Source organism: Microbulbifer mixtoriginis (SeqCode) (assembly GCF_052467945.1).
In genome coordinates, this window is record NZ_CP174328.1 from 3,904,156 (window position 1) to 3,919,339 (window position 15,184).

Sequence of the window (15,184 nt, forward strand, 5' to 3'; positions counted from 1 at the left end):
AGTGCAGGAAAAATTAGAAAGGCGCTCATTTATTCTTTCGCTGATATTGGTATCAGTAGCTTTTTTAGTACTAATTAAGCCCTTCTTTACGCCAATTTTTTGGGCTTGTGCCATCGCTCTGATCTTTTATCCCGTATACCGGCTGTTGATGCAGCGCTTTCCCAATTCCCCCAATTCTATGGCTCTGCTGACGCTTTTTATGTGCGTCATATTGTTGGTAATACCGGTGCTGGTGGTGGCCACTTCTTTTATCAATGAAGCAGTGACCCTCTATCAAAAGGTACAGGAAGGGCAAATTGATGTCTCTAAATCCCTGGAGCAAGTGCGCAATGCCTTCCCACGAGTGAACGATATGCTCGAGGGTATCGGTGTAGACATCGATGAGGCAAAACAGCGCCTTCTCGGTGGCGTGATGAATGCCGGCAGCTTTATTGCAAAAAATGCCATAGAAGTTGGGCAGAACACCGTTAACTTTTTTGTCATGCTCGGCCTGATGCTCTACCTCACCTTCTTTTTGATTCGCGATGGCGACAGGCTGGTCAATTTAATCATTCATGCACTGCCCCTTGGGGATGAGCGCGAGCATCTACTGCTGGCCAAATTTGCCGAAGTCACTCGCGCCACAATTAAAGGCAATCTGGTTGTCGCGATTACCCAGGGCAGCTTAGGCGGTATTATTTTCTGGGTCCTCGACCTGCCCGCGCCACTGCTTTGGGGCGTACTGATGACCCTGTTGTCGCTGTTACCCGCCGTTGGCGCAGCACTCATCTGGTTTCCCGCAGCGATCTATCTGTACGGTATCGGCGAGCCGGTTAAGGCGACCATTCTGTTAGCTTATGGGTTTACCGTTATCAGCCTGGTCGACAACCTGTTGCGCCCTATTCTAGTGGGGCGGGACACCAAGCTGCCAGATTATCTGGTGCTATTTTCCACCGTGGGCGGCCTGATATTGTTTGGTATCAGTGGCTTCGCCATGGGCCCCCTGTTAGCAGCCCTGTTCCTGGCTTTCTGGGAAATTTTTATGCGGGAATTTGTCCATCCGGAAGATATGCTGATGCCCCCTAAACCGGAAAGCAAAGATATGCTGATGCAGCATAAAAAAGATAATGCGTAATTAAGACCCTCTTATTATTGGTGCGCTGCGAGAATTCTGGACCGGTCTTCTCGCAGCGCACTGAGACACTGGTTGAGCTTACTCATCGGTCCCTAATCCACCATCTGCACTTCCTCATTGACCCTGTCTAGATCCGCAATCAACAAAATCATCTTGGCGAAAGTCAGCGCCATAGCCAGCACCACCCGATCCTAACCAGCACGGCAAGTCCCCAACTAAAAACCAATAACAAGCATTGCTAGTAAAGTCATAAAGTACAGTGCCAACCACAGCAGTGCGGGAATTCTCACTACGGCAGCCCTACCACCAATCTGACGCGGTGTAGCTCGAAAATAGTCGGCCTTATAGAGTCTGATAATATGATTCTGTACTAACTGCCAAAACTCTCTGAGAACCTCTTCACTGCGCGCAATATCTACCGTACTTACCGGAATAAAGGGATAAAGGGATAAAGGGATAAAAATCACGAAGGTCTAGATACTCTGCAATCAACTCACGCGCGCGATCACCTTCATCCTGTTTCCAAAAAATCCCATTCAGATAGACACGCTTGAGGAGATTGACCTCCCGTACTAGCAACGTCATGTGCTCATTAAAACGATCCGAAGTCATATTGAAGGAAAAGGCTAAAATAAACGCCACAAACGTTGGGTAGCTGCAACAACACCGCTGTTAGGGGATTCGATGTCGTCGAGAATATTGGATCCCCAATAGACACCCAAAGCCAGGGTGAAGAACACTAGCCACACGGTAAACAGGTAAAGCAGCGACAAGGAAAGTCCATAAGCCTTATCGCACAAATGCATAAGACCTCGCCCTCCATATCAGAAAAGTCTGGCTCACACAGTGGGCACTATTCAGTCACTCTTGGCAAAGATGACAGTTACAGAGGGTCCTCACCCTGCAAGCGTCATATAATTGTTGGAAGCACACAGCGGCAATAGCATAGACGCCACCTTTGCCGGAGCGGATGACCCTATGAAATATTGGCTTACCCTGATTGTCGCCATAATACTCAGCGTACCGCTGATGGCGTTAGAGGTCGGGCAAAAAGCTCCCGACTTCTCCTTAAAGGGCACAGATGGAAAAACCCACTCGCTACAAGACTACGTTGGAAAAAGTGCGGTGGTAATTGCCTGGTATCCCAGAGTCTTTACCAAGAACTGCACAATTGAATGTAGATCCTTAGTTAAAAACGGTGAGCAAATTCGCTCATTTAACGTTGCCTATTTTATGGCTAGCACCGATGAACTCGATGAGAAAGTCCGGTTTGCCAAGTACAATTCCGCCGACTTCCCCTTACTAAGCGACCCCACGGGAGAAGTCGCCAAAGCCTACGATGTCTTAATCCCCTTTATAAAACTCGCCCGGCGAGTGAATGTATACATAGGTAAAGATGGCACCATTCTGAAAATAGACAGAGATATCAACCCCGCCACTACGGCTGAAGATATCGTCAAAAACCTAGAGAAACTCGGCGTGGAAAAAGCAGAAAAAGCAGAGCAATAATCAATTTGTTTGCCAGGTAAGTTCCGGATTGCTTATAAGTTCCAGATTTTTATAAATGCCTTTGAATAATTCACTCAATAATTAAGAGACTCCAGAGCAACTCTGCTGCCCCTCAATATCATCGAGTCAACTTTAAATACCTCAAAAGACCCCAAACTTTTTTATAAAAAAACCAACTAGATAAAGCTCAATACATTCAAGCAGCCTTCAGCTTAACACAATCATCACATATCTAAGACTGCTACCTATTTGGCTCCATCATCATTCCCCAATTTATAACCCTCAGATTTAACATTCTATAAAGACACTTTTTTCCATAATTTCCCCACACCCATAGTTCAGAGAAATATTTTAAAAAAATCTCAGAAGCCATAGTAAAGACTCACAAACGGCCACTACGCTGAAACACCTACTAACGCCACATCCAACTACACAAGTAGAAGCACCGCCGTACCAACCGCAAAGATGAATATTTAAATAAAAAATGTATTATGCGCAAAATTTTCACGACCAACTGGAAGTCTATGTATGAAAAGGATAACCAACCTCTATAGAACACTACTTATTTCTACAGTATTAATTAGTGCATGCAGTGGAGGTGGAAGCAAAAGTGGCGATTCATCTGAGCCAACCCCAAGTCAATCTACACCATCCACACCTTCAACCGGGGGCGACACCTCAGGACAGCCCTCCTCCCCATCAGCAATCACTCTACATGGTATTTTCACCGAGGACTTTAAGGACTTTCCTGTCGTAACCGTCAGAATTGGTGAGAAAGAATATATTGCCGACCAAAAAAATAATAATGAATTTAGTGTTGAAGTCGACTCTAGTCACGAAAATGAACTGGTAACTTTTTCGGCCAAGGGTTCTATGCCCAACGACTGGGATTTCGAATTCCGCTCATATGCCGGATCATTTTCAGACATAAAAGATAAAGCCATTAATAATGAAGTAAGTTATTTAAATAATAACCCTGCATTTGCAGTAGGAACTTTCACCGGTGTCATGGCAGACCTTATTGACTTGGCAAACAATGGAGAACTCATTACTTCAGTCGAGGATTTAAAAAAATATACTTTCGAAGTCCCACTGGATGAAGCCATACAGCTAGCCGCCTATATGAAGGCCACTATTTCTAGCGCCACAACAGATACAAACAACTACTATTTTCCTGTTGATAAATACTCTAACACCAAAGATTTCATCAAAGACTTTCAATTTTCCATACAGAAATCTGAAGATATAATTAATCAAAGCAAAAATACTCATGACATCTATTTAAAATCTATTAATTATTTACTAGAAAATAAATATTTGCGAGATCAAAGCTACAAACTCAATGCATCTGAAGAAATAATTTTCTCTACAAGAAGAACTGATTCAGATGCTACTCTAGATACCGGCCTCATTGAGCTAAGCACACAACACCAAACTAGTGGATCAGCAGACTTATCAGAAGTAGGAAAGTTTACTTTAAGCACGGATGAATTTGGCAATATAAGCGGCTCCCTCATCGGAGACTCTACATGGGAATACTATATAGAAGAGAGCTGCGTAAATATGCGGGATAGAGAGTTTGAAGCAAAACATGCTTTCACAACACCTTATAGCCAGATAGTAAAAATCGATTTTAAAGGTATGTGTGAAGGCCCTGATGGGGACTACGAGAGTACTGAGAGCAGATACTTTCATGTAACTGACACTAAGCTAACTTTCCCTTGGGACTCCCTACCAGAGGAATTTTATGCAGCCTCTTATCACCCAGAAACATATCAAAACTGTGACTGCGACATATTTCCTGCAAAGTTCACCAATAAAACTGAGAGCACCGGGGAAATAGTTTATGGTGTATCCTCAGAAAACAGTGAAAAATATTCATACACCTTTGATAAAGATCTAAGAGTGAAGTATGAGGGGGGCACTGAAGTCCGCTACATTCCGCTTGGTTTTTTCAACAAAACACTGAGGTTTATTGGTATAGGCAATAACCCTAATACCGATAAAAAGAAAATATTCTCTGGATTTATGATGGAGAAAGTATCTAAAAATATACCCACTCCTATTAGGCTTGAATATAATGCACCCTTTCTCACTGACTATAACTATGCACTAACCTATAAAGATAACGGAATTTTTCATATCGAAACGTTGTATCAGGAACAACCATTGACAGAATCCAAGTGGGGCATCAGCCCGAGAATAGGCTCCTGGGAAAAGGTTGAGAATGATACCCTAATAACTAAGCACTATTATGATCCATCACTGGACACTGAAGAAAATGGAACTCTTCCTTATCTAGCCTCTTGTGAAGGACAATCTGAAGAATGTGTTTTATGGAGAGAGAGAGACACAGAGCTGCTAGACATCGATGAGAATTTTTATTATATCCGAGTGACTCAAAACGCTCTATTTTCCATCCCAGATTCCAGCAGGATAGACTACCGGGGCGGCTATATCGGCCGATTTAAAAAAACCGATATAGAAAATTAGTTTCATCAAATACTTTAAGCTCGTTGAATCCCAGGACCTATAACTATTGAGTCCTGGGATTTAGCCACAATCACTTTCAAATTAAAATCGGCAAGAATCTTGTACATTACCGACCTTATGATGATAAACAAGAATAGGAACCTTGAACTAAAACAACACGGATATTACGGGGCCACTACCAATTTGACCACCCCACTCTAACAAACCTCAAGTCACTCGATAACAAAAGAGATCCCAAAACAACACTGCTGCCCCTCAAAATCATCGAGCCACTTACAAACGCTAAGGGTTTCCTCACCCTTACTGGATTTTACCACATGCTCAAGTAAATAATCTGGCTTACCGGAATTAAAAACGCGAATATCTGCCGCCTTCAGTGCTGAGGCATTTTCTGCCCAAACCAGCTGGTCATCGGTCTTTCCCGCTACATCCTCACCAGCCAATTCACAAATTTTTCGATTTCCCCATAAATACTGCTCATCTCTACTTTTTACCCAGAATAGAAATGGCACACTATCGAGAACACTTAACTCATCAGCAGTCATAAACTTTCTCCAGGCTTCTACCAATACATTTAAGTGGAATAAATAAATATTGGTAGAGAAGCCAAAAAAAGTATGTACTTATTCAGCGATTAAGATTTAAAAGAAATATCCGCTTAATTATTTATAAAGCTATTCCTTAAGTTAAGCGCTGAGCAGTTCTTAACTTCCATTAATTTCTAACTCCTTTAACTTCCTCGTCAGAGTATTGCGGCCCCAACCCAGTAGATCCGCAGCATCCCGCTTGCGTCCAGCGGTGTGCTTTAAGGCGATTTCTATCAGGGCCTTCTCGAAGGCCGGTACGGCCTCACTGAGAATTTCCTTGCGCCCGGCGCTCAGTGCCTGATCGGCCCAGATACGCAGGGCTTTTTGCCAGTCCAGTGGCGTTTCGGTTTCATTACCCTGCTGATGCAATTCCTGCGGAAGGTCTTCAATATGCACTTCACGGCCGGAGGCCATCACGGTAATCCAGCGACAGGTATTTTCCAACTGGCGCACATTGCCGGGCCAGTCGAGACCGGAGAGGTACTCCTCCGCATCTTTGCTGAGAATTTTCGGCTCTACGCCGAGATCGGCGGCGGCGGCATTAAAGAAGTGACGTACCAACCGTGGAATATCCTCGCGCCTGTCCGCTAGGCGCGGGATATGAATCCGAATCACATTCAGGCGGTGGAACAAATCCTCGCGGAATTTATGCTCGCGCACCAACTCCTCCAGGTTCTGGTGAGTGGCAGCGATAATACGCACATCCACTTTTACCGGTGTATGGCCACCTACTCGATAAAACTCACCATCTGCCAACACACGCAACAGACGCGTCTGTGTATCCGCCGGCATATCGCCAATTTCATCCAAAAACAGGGTGCCGCTGTTGGCTTGCTCAAAACGACCCGCCCGCTGAGCGCTGGCGCCGGTAAAGGCACCCTTCTCGTGTCCGAATAGCTCCGACTCCATCAGGTCTTTGGGAATCGCGGCCATATTGAGGGCAATAAACGGCTTGTTACGGCGCGGGCTGTGATTGTGCAGGGCCTGAGCCACCAGCTCCTTACCGGTTCCAGATTCACCGTTGATTAACACGGTAATATTGGAATGAGAAAGGCGCCCAATAGCACGAAATACTTCCTGCATGGCCGGCGCTTCGCCAATAATTTCTTTGTTGCTTGCGCCATTATCCGGCTCCGCACGCTCTTCCTGGGCCTGTTCCTTGGCGTGCGCCAGCGCGCGACGGGTAACCGCTACCGCTTCGTCGATATCGAACGGCTTGGGTAAATATTCGAAGGCCCCACCCTGATAGGCAGCCACGGCGCTGTCGAGATCCGAATGTGCGGTCATGATAATAATCGGCAGGCCCGACCGTTCCGCCTGGAATCTCTCCAGTAATTTGAAGCCATCGGAGCCCGGCATGCGGATATCACTGATCACCACATCCGGGGAGTCGCTGTAAAAATCATCCAGTGCGCGATCACCACTCTCGTAGCACTGGGTCTCAATCCCCTCCCGTGACAGCGCTCGCTCCAGTACCCAGCGGATTGATCGGTCGTCGTCAATAATCCAAACGCGATTGCTCATTCTCTAGGTTCCTGTATTGGCTGATTCGGTAACAAGTGGCAGATAAATCTGGAATACACTGCGGCCTGGTCGGCTGTCGCATTTAATTAAGCCACGGTGTTGGTTGATGATGTTTTGCGAGATAGACAACCCCAGTCCCGAGCCTTCGGCGCGCCCGGAAATCATCGGGAAAAAAATACGCTCGCGGATCTCCTCGGCAATACCGGGGCCGTTGTCTTCTATTTCGATACGGCAAACCAGCGGGCAGTGGCGCCGACCAATCGTGAACTGGCGCTGTACCCGCGTACGCAGCACCATTTCGCCATTAGTGAGACCAATACTTTCATCGATGGCCTGCATGGCATTGCGGGCGATATTCAACAAGGCCTGGATCAACTGTTCGGGGTCTGCCGGCACATCGGGGATAGAGGGGTCGTAATCCCGGCGAATCAGTAGTTCACCCCCACATTCGGCCTCGACCAGTTGTGCCACCCGCTCTAGGATCTCGTGCACATTGCTGGGCACCAGTTGTACTGGCTGGCGGGGCCCCAGTAGTCGATCGACCAGATTACGCAGGCGATCCACCTCTTCGATAATGATCTGGGTGTACTCTTCCAGGGAGGCATCGGGCAGTTCGCGCTGCAGCAGCTGTGCGGCACCGCGAATCCCTCCGAGGGGGTTCTTTACCTCATGAGCCATACCCCGCACCAAATTGCGTGCGGTCTCCTGGGTACTGAGCAACGCATCCTCGCGAGCAATGCGTAGCAAACGATCCATCGGCTGCACTTCCACCAGCAATACCCCCAGCTCCGGTACAGGGCTGACGGAGTAATCTACGGTGCGCGTTTTTAGGTTGTGCAAGCGCCAGTGGGCGCGCCGCACCGTGAATTTTTCCCCTGTGAGGAGCGCATTGTGCAGTGCTTTTAGTGCGGCGTTAGATTCCCTCACCACCTCCTGCAGAGGCATACCCTCAACCCGTGCATTGGAGGCAGCCAACAGATCCTCGGCGGCATTATTCAGGTAGCAAAGCGATAACTGGTCATCCAGTACCAGTACCGCTGAAGTTAGGCTGTCTAGCAGCTGACGCAACTGGCGATCATTGAGCATTCAATCGTTTCCGCTTTTCATCGAGGGGCCGGGACAATCTCCTATGCCCGGCGCGATAACCCCTTGTATCTAGCCAGTGCAAAAAGCAAACCAAAATGGCGCACGGAATTAATGGGAGGCACTGCCCAACCCACTCGGTCTTAGGGGGTTTAAACGATTCAGCTGACACATGTACCGAAGCACTTGAGATAGCTTACCCCTATGCGCACCATTTTAGTGCGTAGAGTAAAATTCAACCAGCAAGGATAAAAACGGCGACCCCCACCAAAAAAGAAGTTATCGGTGAGGGCCTTGAGGGCGGGGCAAATTTAGGGGCTGGGCTGGGCTTGGGGGATACCCGGCCCAACCGGAGCCCTGGGGGCTTGCGGTGCACGCGGTGCCGAGTTGTCAGGCAATCTGCCACCCGGACGTTTCACATAGAGAGTAACCACTTGAGATTGTGCCAATACCTGGCCCTTGGAGTCGGTGAGTACCGCCTGCACAGTATGAGTGCCGCGCTCGAGCAGGGAGATATCCAGGCCCGCTCCAGAAGAGCTACCCTGCCAGGGTTTGCCATCTACCACTGCAAAGAAACTCGCCCCCTCTGGATACACCGGATGCACGTCTACCTGTAGTGGAATAAAGCGCTGTCCCGGCGGGATGGTGGCGCCATCCAGGGGACTCACTATCTGGATAGAAACCGGGCCTGTATAGCCCTCCTTGCCGGTGTCAGTCTCATCTTTTGGAGACAATTTACGAGTTGGCAGGGTTCGCGGCAGGGCAATGGGCTGAACATTGATGGGAGCCAATTGCACCTCCTGCGCCTGCCCATTGGGTGGTGGCGTATCGCTGAAAGTCACCTGACCATCGGGGCCGACGACCTTGTAAATAGTACTGGAGGTATTCCCACCATCGGTGCCGGCAAAGGCCACCAGGGGAACAGCAAGGAAAAGGGCCTGAAGCAGTTTCATATTTTCCATCACTCACTCAGCCGCGAGGCGGTAGTCCTTGTCTCAGCCCAATACGGGGGCCGCAGTCTCAAAGGGGCGGGCTTTTGGGTCCAAGAGATACAAAATCGACCATAGACGGCAAAAGCAACCAACCCAATCAGTGTACCTCCAATAAAAAAGCCCGCACCAGTAGGGTGCGGGCTTTTCGAGAACGACTCGACGACATCGGCGTGATGCCGCTCGCCATTACACGGAGTAGTACATATCAAACTCGACCGGGTGCGTGGTCATGTTCAGGCGCTCTACTTCTTCGCGCTTCAGGTCGATGTAGGCATCGATGGCGTCGTCGGTGAATACACCGCCTTCGGTGAGGAAGGCACGATCCTGATCCAGAGCATCCAGGGCGCCTTCCAGACTCGCAGCAACGGTCGGGTACTCGGCCAACTCTTCCGGCGGCAGATCGTAGAGATCCTTGTCGGCGGCATCGCCGGGGTGGATCTTGTTCTTGATACCGTCCAGGCCCGCCATCAACAGCGCAGCAAATGCCAGATAAGGGTTGGCGGTTGGATCCGGGAAGCGGGTCTCGATACGCTTGCCCTTAGGAGAAGTCACGTAAGGGATACGGATAGACGCAGAGCGGTTGCGTGCGGAGTACGCCAGGATAACCGGGGCTTCGAAGCCAGGAACCAGGCGCTTGTAAGAGTTGGTGGATGCGTTACAGATCGCATTCAGGGCGCGCGCGTGCTTCACAATACCGCCGATGTAGTACAGGGCAGTCTCGGACAGGCCCGCGTAGGCATCACCGGCAAACTGGTTAACGCCATCCTTGGTGAAGGACTGGTGCACGTGCATGCCGGAGCCGTTATCGCCTACCAGCGGCTTCGGCATAAAGGTCGCGGTCTTGCCGTAGGCGTGAGCCACATTGTGTACGGCGTACTTAAGGATCTGCACCTCATCCGCTTTCTTGGTCAAGGTGTTGGCGGCAACGCCGATCTCACACTGGCCAGCAGTGCCCACTTCGTGGTGGTGTACTTCAACACGCAAACCCATCTGCTCCATAGCGGAACACATAGCGGCGCGCACATCGTGCAGGGAGTCAACCGGGGGCACTGGGAAGTAACCGCCTTTCACTCCGGGGCGGTGACCAATATTGCCCTCACTGAAGTTATGACCGGAAGACCAAGCCGCCTCTTCGGAGTTGATCTTGTAGAAGGCGCCACCCATTTCGGCACCCCAGGTAATATCGTCGAAGACGAAAAACTCGGGCTCTGGGCCGAACAGTGCGGTGTCACCCAGACCGGTGGACTTCAGGTATTCCTCGGCGCGCAGCGCGATGGAACGCGGGTCGCGCTCGTAGCCCTGGCCGGTGATCGGGTCGACGATATTACAGCGAATAATCACGGTGCTTTCGTCGGTGAAGGGATCGAGGAAAGCGGTATCGTCATCCGGCATCAGGATCATGTCGGACTCGTTAATGCCCTTCCAGCCAGCGATAGAGGAGCCATCGAACATCTTGCCCTCTTCGAAGAACTCGTCGTCAATCTCTGACACGGGCACAGATACGTGCTGTTCTTTACCCTTGGTGTCGGTGAAGCGCAGGTCTATCCACTTAGCTTCACTCTCATTAATCAAACCGAGCGTTTTCGCTGACATTGCTGTCCTCCAGGTCTTGAAAAGTATTTGGTCGCTATGCCTATACTGCTGGCATTCGCTCTTTACCTGGCGTGAAATAAAGCAAAGAGTGTGCCAAATTAGGGCAGTAGCGTCGCAGCGGCGGCTGGTGCCGGTGCGGGCCCCAGTACTGGGCCGACTGGGGCAGGATAGATGTATTGTGGCTGTGCAGCCACAACTAAATGCACCACAATGGCGCATTTATACTCCAGCTTGCTCACAAACAGTGCACAACCAACTTGCGTCCGGCTAGTTTATAATGCCGCACCTTCTATCAACATGCGGTACCCCACGGATTCCCATGCACTTTGTCGTCAAATTTTTTCCCGAGATCACCATCAAGAGCAATCCGGTGCGCAAACGTATGTCGCGCCAGCTCAAGGACAACCTACAGCGCCTGCTGCGCCAGCTGGACGACCGTATCCAGGTGCGCAAAGACTGGGAAAAGATCGATGTGATCGCCCCGGACGCCGTGGCCCACCTTGGCAGCCGCATTGAAGAGGTGCTCTCTCACACCCCCGGCATTGCCAACTTCTCCCGCGTGCGCCAGTTCCCCCTGGGCGACCTGCACGATATGTACGAGAAGACCCTGTCGGTGTGGGGCCCAGCCCTCAAGGACAAGACCTTCTGCGTGCGGGTAAAACGCACCGGCGACCACGACTTCAAATCCCTCGATGTGGAACAGTACGTGGGCGGCGGCCTCAACAAGAATACCGGGGCGGCCGGGGTGAAACTGAAAAACCCGGATATCACGGTCAAATTGGAGATCCGCCACGACAAACTCAACGTGATCGAGGAACAGCACCCCGGCCTCGGCGGCTTCCCCCTGGGCACCCAGGACCCGGTGCTATCGCTGGTTTCCGGCGGTTTCGATTCCACCGTGGCCAGCTACCTGACCATGAAACGCGGTATCCGCACTCACTTCCTGTTCTTCAACCTGGGCGGGCGCCAACACGAACTGGGCGTTAAGGAAGTGGCCTACTACCTGTGGAACAAATACGGCGCCTCCCACCGGGTGCGTTTTGTCACCGTGCCCTTCGACGAAGTGGTGGCAGAAATTCTCGAGCGCGTAGACGACTCCCACATGGGCGTGATTCTCAAGCGTATGATGCTGCGCGCCGCAGACGTTATCGCGAAAGAGCTGGAAGTGGATGCAGTAGTAACCGGTGAGGCCATCGCCCAGGTTTCCAGCCAGACCCTGAAGAATCTGTCAGTAATCGATAGAGTCACCAACACCCTGGTACTGCGACCACTGATCACTACCGATAAGACCGATATTATCCGTACCTCCCGGGCCATCGGCACCGAGGAATTCGCCGCAAATATGCCCGAATACTGCGGTGTAATTTCGGTAAAACCCACCACCCGCGCCAAGATTGAAAAAGTGGAATCCGAGGAAAACCGCTTTGACTTCACTATTCTTGACCGCGCCATCGGCAACCGATCGATTCAGAATATCGACGAGGTCATCGAAGAAGTGGACGGTGAAGCACCGGAAGTGGAAATCCGTGAGGAGGCCGGCAACGCAGTAATCATCGATATCCGCCACCCGGATGAAGAAGAAATGGACCCGCTGGAGCTAGAGGGCGTCGAAGTAGAGACTATCCCCTTCTACCGCCTCAATAACAGCTTCGCCAAGCTGGATCAGGAGCGCGAGTACCTGCTTTACTGTGCGCGCGGCGTAATGAGCCGCCTACATGCCTCTCACTTGCTAGATGAAGGCTTCCGTAATGTGGGCGTATTGCGCCCACAGATCCCGCACCGCCCCGACGGCATCAAGAAGTAATTGCCCGGCGCGGGCGGCAGATTCGCCCGCGCCCTCCCTGCTCTGTTCCTCTGGTCACTATTCTGAACGCGACCGGTGATTTTTTACTCAAAATCACTCCCAATTGTCATGCGGCCCCCCTATAATCGCCGCCTTTGGCCGGAATGCTGCTGTAGAAACCCCGCAGGCCCCCGCCCCGATTTACCAAGATTTAACGCCCAGAGGCCCCCAGTGATAGAGAATCTGCGCAATATTGCGATTATTGCCCACGTAGACCACGGCAAAACCACCCTGGTGGACAAGCTGCTGTCCCAGTCCGGCACACTCGACCGTCGCGATGAAGGCGCCGAGCGGGTCATGGACTCCAATGACCAGGAGAGAGAGCGCGGCATTACCATCCTCGCCAAGAACACCGCCATTCGCTGGAACGACTACCGCATCAACATCGTCGACACCCCAGGGCACGCCGACTTTGGCGGTGAGGTAGAGCGCGTACTGTCCATGGTCGACTCCGTATTGCTGTTGGTAGATGCGGTGGATGGCCCCATGCCGCAAACCCGCTTCGTTACCCAAAAGGCGTTTGAGCAGGGCCTCAACCCCATCGTGGTGATCAACAAGATCGACCGCCCCGGCGCACGCCCAGACTGGGTGATGGATCAGGTCTTCGACCTGTTCGACAGCCTCGGCGCCACCGATGAGCAACTGGACTTCCCGGTTGTTTACGCCTCCGCTCTGAACGGCATCGCCGGCCTCGACGATACCGATATGGCCGACGATATGACGCCGCTGTTCCAGATGATCGTGGACAAGGTTGAGCCGCCCAAGGTAGACCCAAAAGGCGCCTTCCAGATGCAGATTTCCGCCCTGGATTACTCTAGCTATGTCGGTGTTATCGGTGTTGGCCGTATCACCCGTGGCACCCTGGCCCCCAACCAGCAGGTGGTGGTACTGGACCGCGAAGGCAACTCCCGCAAGGCGAAGGTTCTGCAGGTGATGGGTTACCTGGGCCTTGAGCGCACCGAAGTGGAACTGGCCAGCGCCGGCGACATTGTGTGTATTACCGGTGTGGGCGAACTGAATATCTCCGATACCCTGTGCGACCCAGACACTCCGGAGGCCCTGCCGGCCCTGAGCGTGGATGAGCCCACCGTGAGTATGACCTTCCAGGTGAACGACTCGCCTTTTGCCGGCCAGGATGGCAAGTTCGTTACCTCGCGCAATATCAAGGAGCGCCTGGATCAAGAGCTGATCCACAACGTAGCCCTGCGCGTTGAGCAAGGTGATTCCCCGGACAAATTCCGCGTATCCGGTCGCGGCGAACTGCACCTGTCGGTACTGATCGAAACCATGCGTCGCGAAGGCTTCGAGCTGGGCGTCTCCCGTCCGGAAGTGGTGCAGAAAGAAGTGGACGGCGAGATCCAGGAGCCCTACGAAGAGGTGGTGATCGACGTTGAAGACCAGCACCAGGGCCCGATTATGGAAGAGCTGGGTCTACGCAAAGCCGAACTGACCAATATGGAGCCGGACGGCAAAGGCCGTGTGCGCCTGACCTTTATCGTGCCCTCGCGCGGCATGATCGGTTTCCGCAACCAGTTCCTGACCCTGACCAGCGGCTCCGGCATCATGACCAGCATCTTCGACCACTACGGCCCGGTAAAACAGGGTGAAGTGGCCAAGCGCATCAACGGCGTACTGGTATCCATGGTGAACGGTAAGACTCTGGCCTACGCTCTGTTCGCCCTGCAGGACCGTGGACGCCTGTTCCTCGGCCACGGCGAAGATATCTACGAAGGCCAGGTTATCGGTATCCACTCCCGCGGCAACGACCTAGTGGTAAACCCCACCAAGGGTAAGCAGCTCACCAATATTCGCGCCGCCGGCACCGACGAAGCCCTGACCCTCACTCCGCCCATCCGCCATACCCTGGAGCAGGCGCTGGAGTTTATCGAAGAGGACGAGCTGGTTGAGGTGACACCCAACCATATCCGTATACGCAAAAAAATCCTGCAGGAAAATATGCGTAAGCGCACGAAGAAATAATTAAAATTTTCTTCAGTTTAAAAAGGGCCCTATAGGGCCCTTTTTTATTTTTTACACTTGGTGACAACCTACACCGAAAACTTAAGCAATCTAGAAAAAATACTTTATCCGGGCAACCAGCGCTTATTGCTATTTATTTTTGGAAAGCGCTGACAGCGACACCTAGGCAACTGCCCCTGGGTATTATCCAGACCAATACCATTTTTATTTTTTTTGCTCACATCATAAAAATTAATTCTTAAATAACTCTAATAATTCGACCATCATCACCAAATATTTATCACATTACCCCAATGTGATAGAAACTAATTTTATCCTGTAAAAAGCGGTTTACATCTTGATTCTTTCACTTTTCTTGCACAATTTATCGAGAAAAATGAGTTAGTTACGATGGTACTCTAAGTTTCAGATGGAACTTTTATCCCCCGGTTTTTTTCCAATTTCCTCAACTATAAAGTTTAGTTCT

Annotated in this window: 12 protein-coding genes; 5 read left to right on the top strand and 7 right to left on the bottom strand. The window is 50.9% G+C overall.

What is annotated here, in order from left to right; all coding sequences use genetic code 11:
* Position 1: 1 nt before the first annotated feature.
* Complete coding sequence (locus ACJJIJ_RS16870) at positions 2–1,114, top strand: AI-2E family transporter (protein WP_252083715.1); 1,113 nt, start codon at positions 2–4, stop codon at positions 1,112–1,114.
* A 215-nt stretch (positions 1,115–1,329) separates the two neighbouring features.
* Here the strand turns inward: ACJJIJ_RS16870 and ACJJIJ_RS16875 are convergent, their stop codons facing one another.
* Complete coding sequence (locus ACJJIJ_RS16875) at positions 1,330–1,581, bottom strand: hypothetical protein (RefSeq protein WP_444937953.1); 252 nt, start codon at positions 1,579–1,581, stop codon at positions 1,330–1,332.
* 159 nt (positions 1,582–1,740) lie between these two features.
* Positions 1,741–1,920: a hypothetical protein gene (locus tag ACJJIJ_RS16880; protein WP_252083717.1), complete on the bottom strand. Its 180-nt coding sequence runs from the start codon at positions 1,918–1,920 to the stop codon at positions 1,741–1,743.
* Between the two features lie 172 nt (positions 1,921–2,092).
* Here ACJJIJ_RS16880 and ACJJIJ_RS16885 point away from each other — a divergent pair, with 172 nt between their 5' ends.
* Together ACJJIJ_RS16885 and ACJJIJ_RS16890 are read left to right on the top strand one after the other, a co-directional pair.
* Positions 2,093–2,623, top strand: a complete 531-nt coding sequence (locus tag ACJJIJ_RS16885) for a peroxiredoxin family protein (protein WP_444937954.1) — start codon at positions 2,093–2,095, stop codon at positions 2,621–2,623.
* A gap of 528 nt (positions 2,624–3,151) precedes the next feature.
* On the top strand, positions 3,152–5,116 hold the full coding sequence (locus tag ACJJIJ_RS16890) for a hypothetical protein (RefSeq protein WP_444937955.1): 1,965 nt from the start codon (positions 3,152–3,154) through the stop codon (positions 5,114–5,116).
* Positions 5,117–5,328: 212 nt separating this feature from the next.
* Here ACJJIJ_RS16890 and ACJJIJ_RS16895 read toward each other — a convergent pair whose 3' ends face one another.
* From ACJJIJ_RS16895 to glnA, 5 genes are all read right to left on the bottom strand, one after another.
* Positions 5,329–5,661, bottom strand: coding sequence for a PAS domain-containing protein (locus ACJJIJ_RS16895; protein WP_444937956.1), 333 nt, complete (start codon positions 5,659–5,661; stop codon positions 5,329–5,331).
* 159 nt (positions 5,662–5,820) lie between these two features.
* The gene (gene ntrC, locus ACJJIJ_RS16900) at positions 5,821–7,227 is read right to left on the bottom strand and encodes a nitrogen regulation protein NR(I) (protein ID WP_444937957.1); all 1,407 of its coding nucleotides are present in this window, start codon (positions 7,225–7,227) and stop codon (positions 5,821–5,823) included.
* 3 nt (positions 7,228–7,230) lie between these two features.
* Complete coding sequence (gene glnL / locus ACJJIJ_RS16905) at positions 7,231–8,313, bottom strand: nitrogen regulation protein NR(II) (RefSeq protein WP_444887483.1); 1,083 nt, start codon at positions 8,311–8,313, stop codon at positions 7,231–7,233.
* 308 nt (positions 8,314–8,621) lie between these two features.
* Positions 8,622–9,263: a DUF4124 domain-containing protein gene (locus ACJJIJ_RS16910; RefSeq protein WP_444937958.1), complete on the bottom strand. Its 642-nt coding sequence runs from the start codon at positions 9,261–9,263 to the stop codon at positions 8,622–8,624.
* A gap of 225 nt (positions 9,264–9,488) precedes the next feature.
* Positions 9,489–10,895, bottom strand: coding sequence for a glutamate--ammonia ligase (glnA, locus tag ACJJIJ_RS16915; protein WP_252086040.1), 1,407 nt, complete (start codon positions 10,893–10,895; stop codon positions 9,489–9,491).
* 319 nt (positions 10,896–11,214) lie between these two features.
* Here glnA and thiI point away from each other — a divergent pair, with 319 nt between their 5' ends.
* Positions 11,215–12,699 carry a tRNA uracil 4-sulfurtransferase ThiI gene (thiI, locus tag ACJJIJ_RS16920; RefSeq protein WP_444937959.1) on the top strand — a complete coding sequence of 495 codons (1,485 nt, stop codon included), beginning with the start codon at positions 11,215–11,217 and terminating at the stop codon, positions 12,697–12,699.
* A gap of 210 nt (positions 12,700–12,909) precedes the next feature.
* Positions 12,910–14,718 carry a translational GTPase TypA gene (gene typA, locus ACJJIJ_RS16925; RefSeq protein WP_252083725.1) on the top strand — a complete coding sequence of 603 codons (1,809 nt, stop codon included), beginning with the start codon at positions 12,910–12,912 and terminating at the stop codon, positions 14,716–14,718.
* Positions 14,719–15,184: the final 466 nt, after the last annotated feature.

Coding starts and splice junctions, on each gene's coding strand:
- ACJJIJ_RS16880 (WP_252083717.1), bottom strand. CDS start 1,920: ATGCATTTGTGCGATAAGGCTTATGGACTTTCCTTGTCGCTGCTTTAC.
- ACJJIJ_RS16885 (WP_444937954.1), top strand. CDS start 2,093: ATGAAATATTGGCTTACCCTGATTGTCGCCATAATACTCAGCGTACCG.
- ACJJIJ_RS16890 (WP_444937955.1), top strand. CDS start 3,152: ATGAAAAGGATAACCAACCTCTATAGAACACTACTTATTTCTACAGTA.
- ACJJIJ_RS16895 (WP_444937956.1), bottom strand. CDS start 5,661: ATGACTGCTGATGAGTTAAGTGTTCTCGATAGTGTGCCATTTCTATTC.
- ntrC (WP_444937957.1), bottom strand. CDS start 7,227: ATGAGCAATCGCGTTTGGATTATTGACGACGACCGATCAATCCGCTGG.
- glnL (WP_444887483.1), bottom strand. CDS start 8,313: ATGCTCAATGATCGCCAGTTGCGTCAGCTGCTAGACAGCCTAACTTCA.
- ACJJIJ_RS16910 (WP_444937958.1), bottom strand. CDS start 9,263: ATGAAACTGCTTCAGGCCCTTTTCCTTGCTGTTCCCCTGGTGGCCTTT.
- glnA (WP_252086040.1), bottom strand. CDS start 10,895: ATGTCAGCGAAAACGCTCGGTTTGATTAATGAGAGTGAAGCTAAGTGG.
- thiI (WP_444937959.1), top strand. CDS start 11,215: ATGCACTTTGTCGTCAAATTTTTTCCCGAGATCACCATCAAGAGCAAT.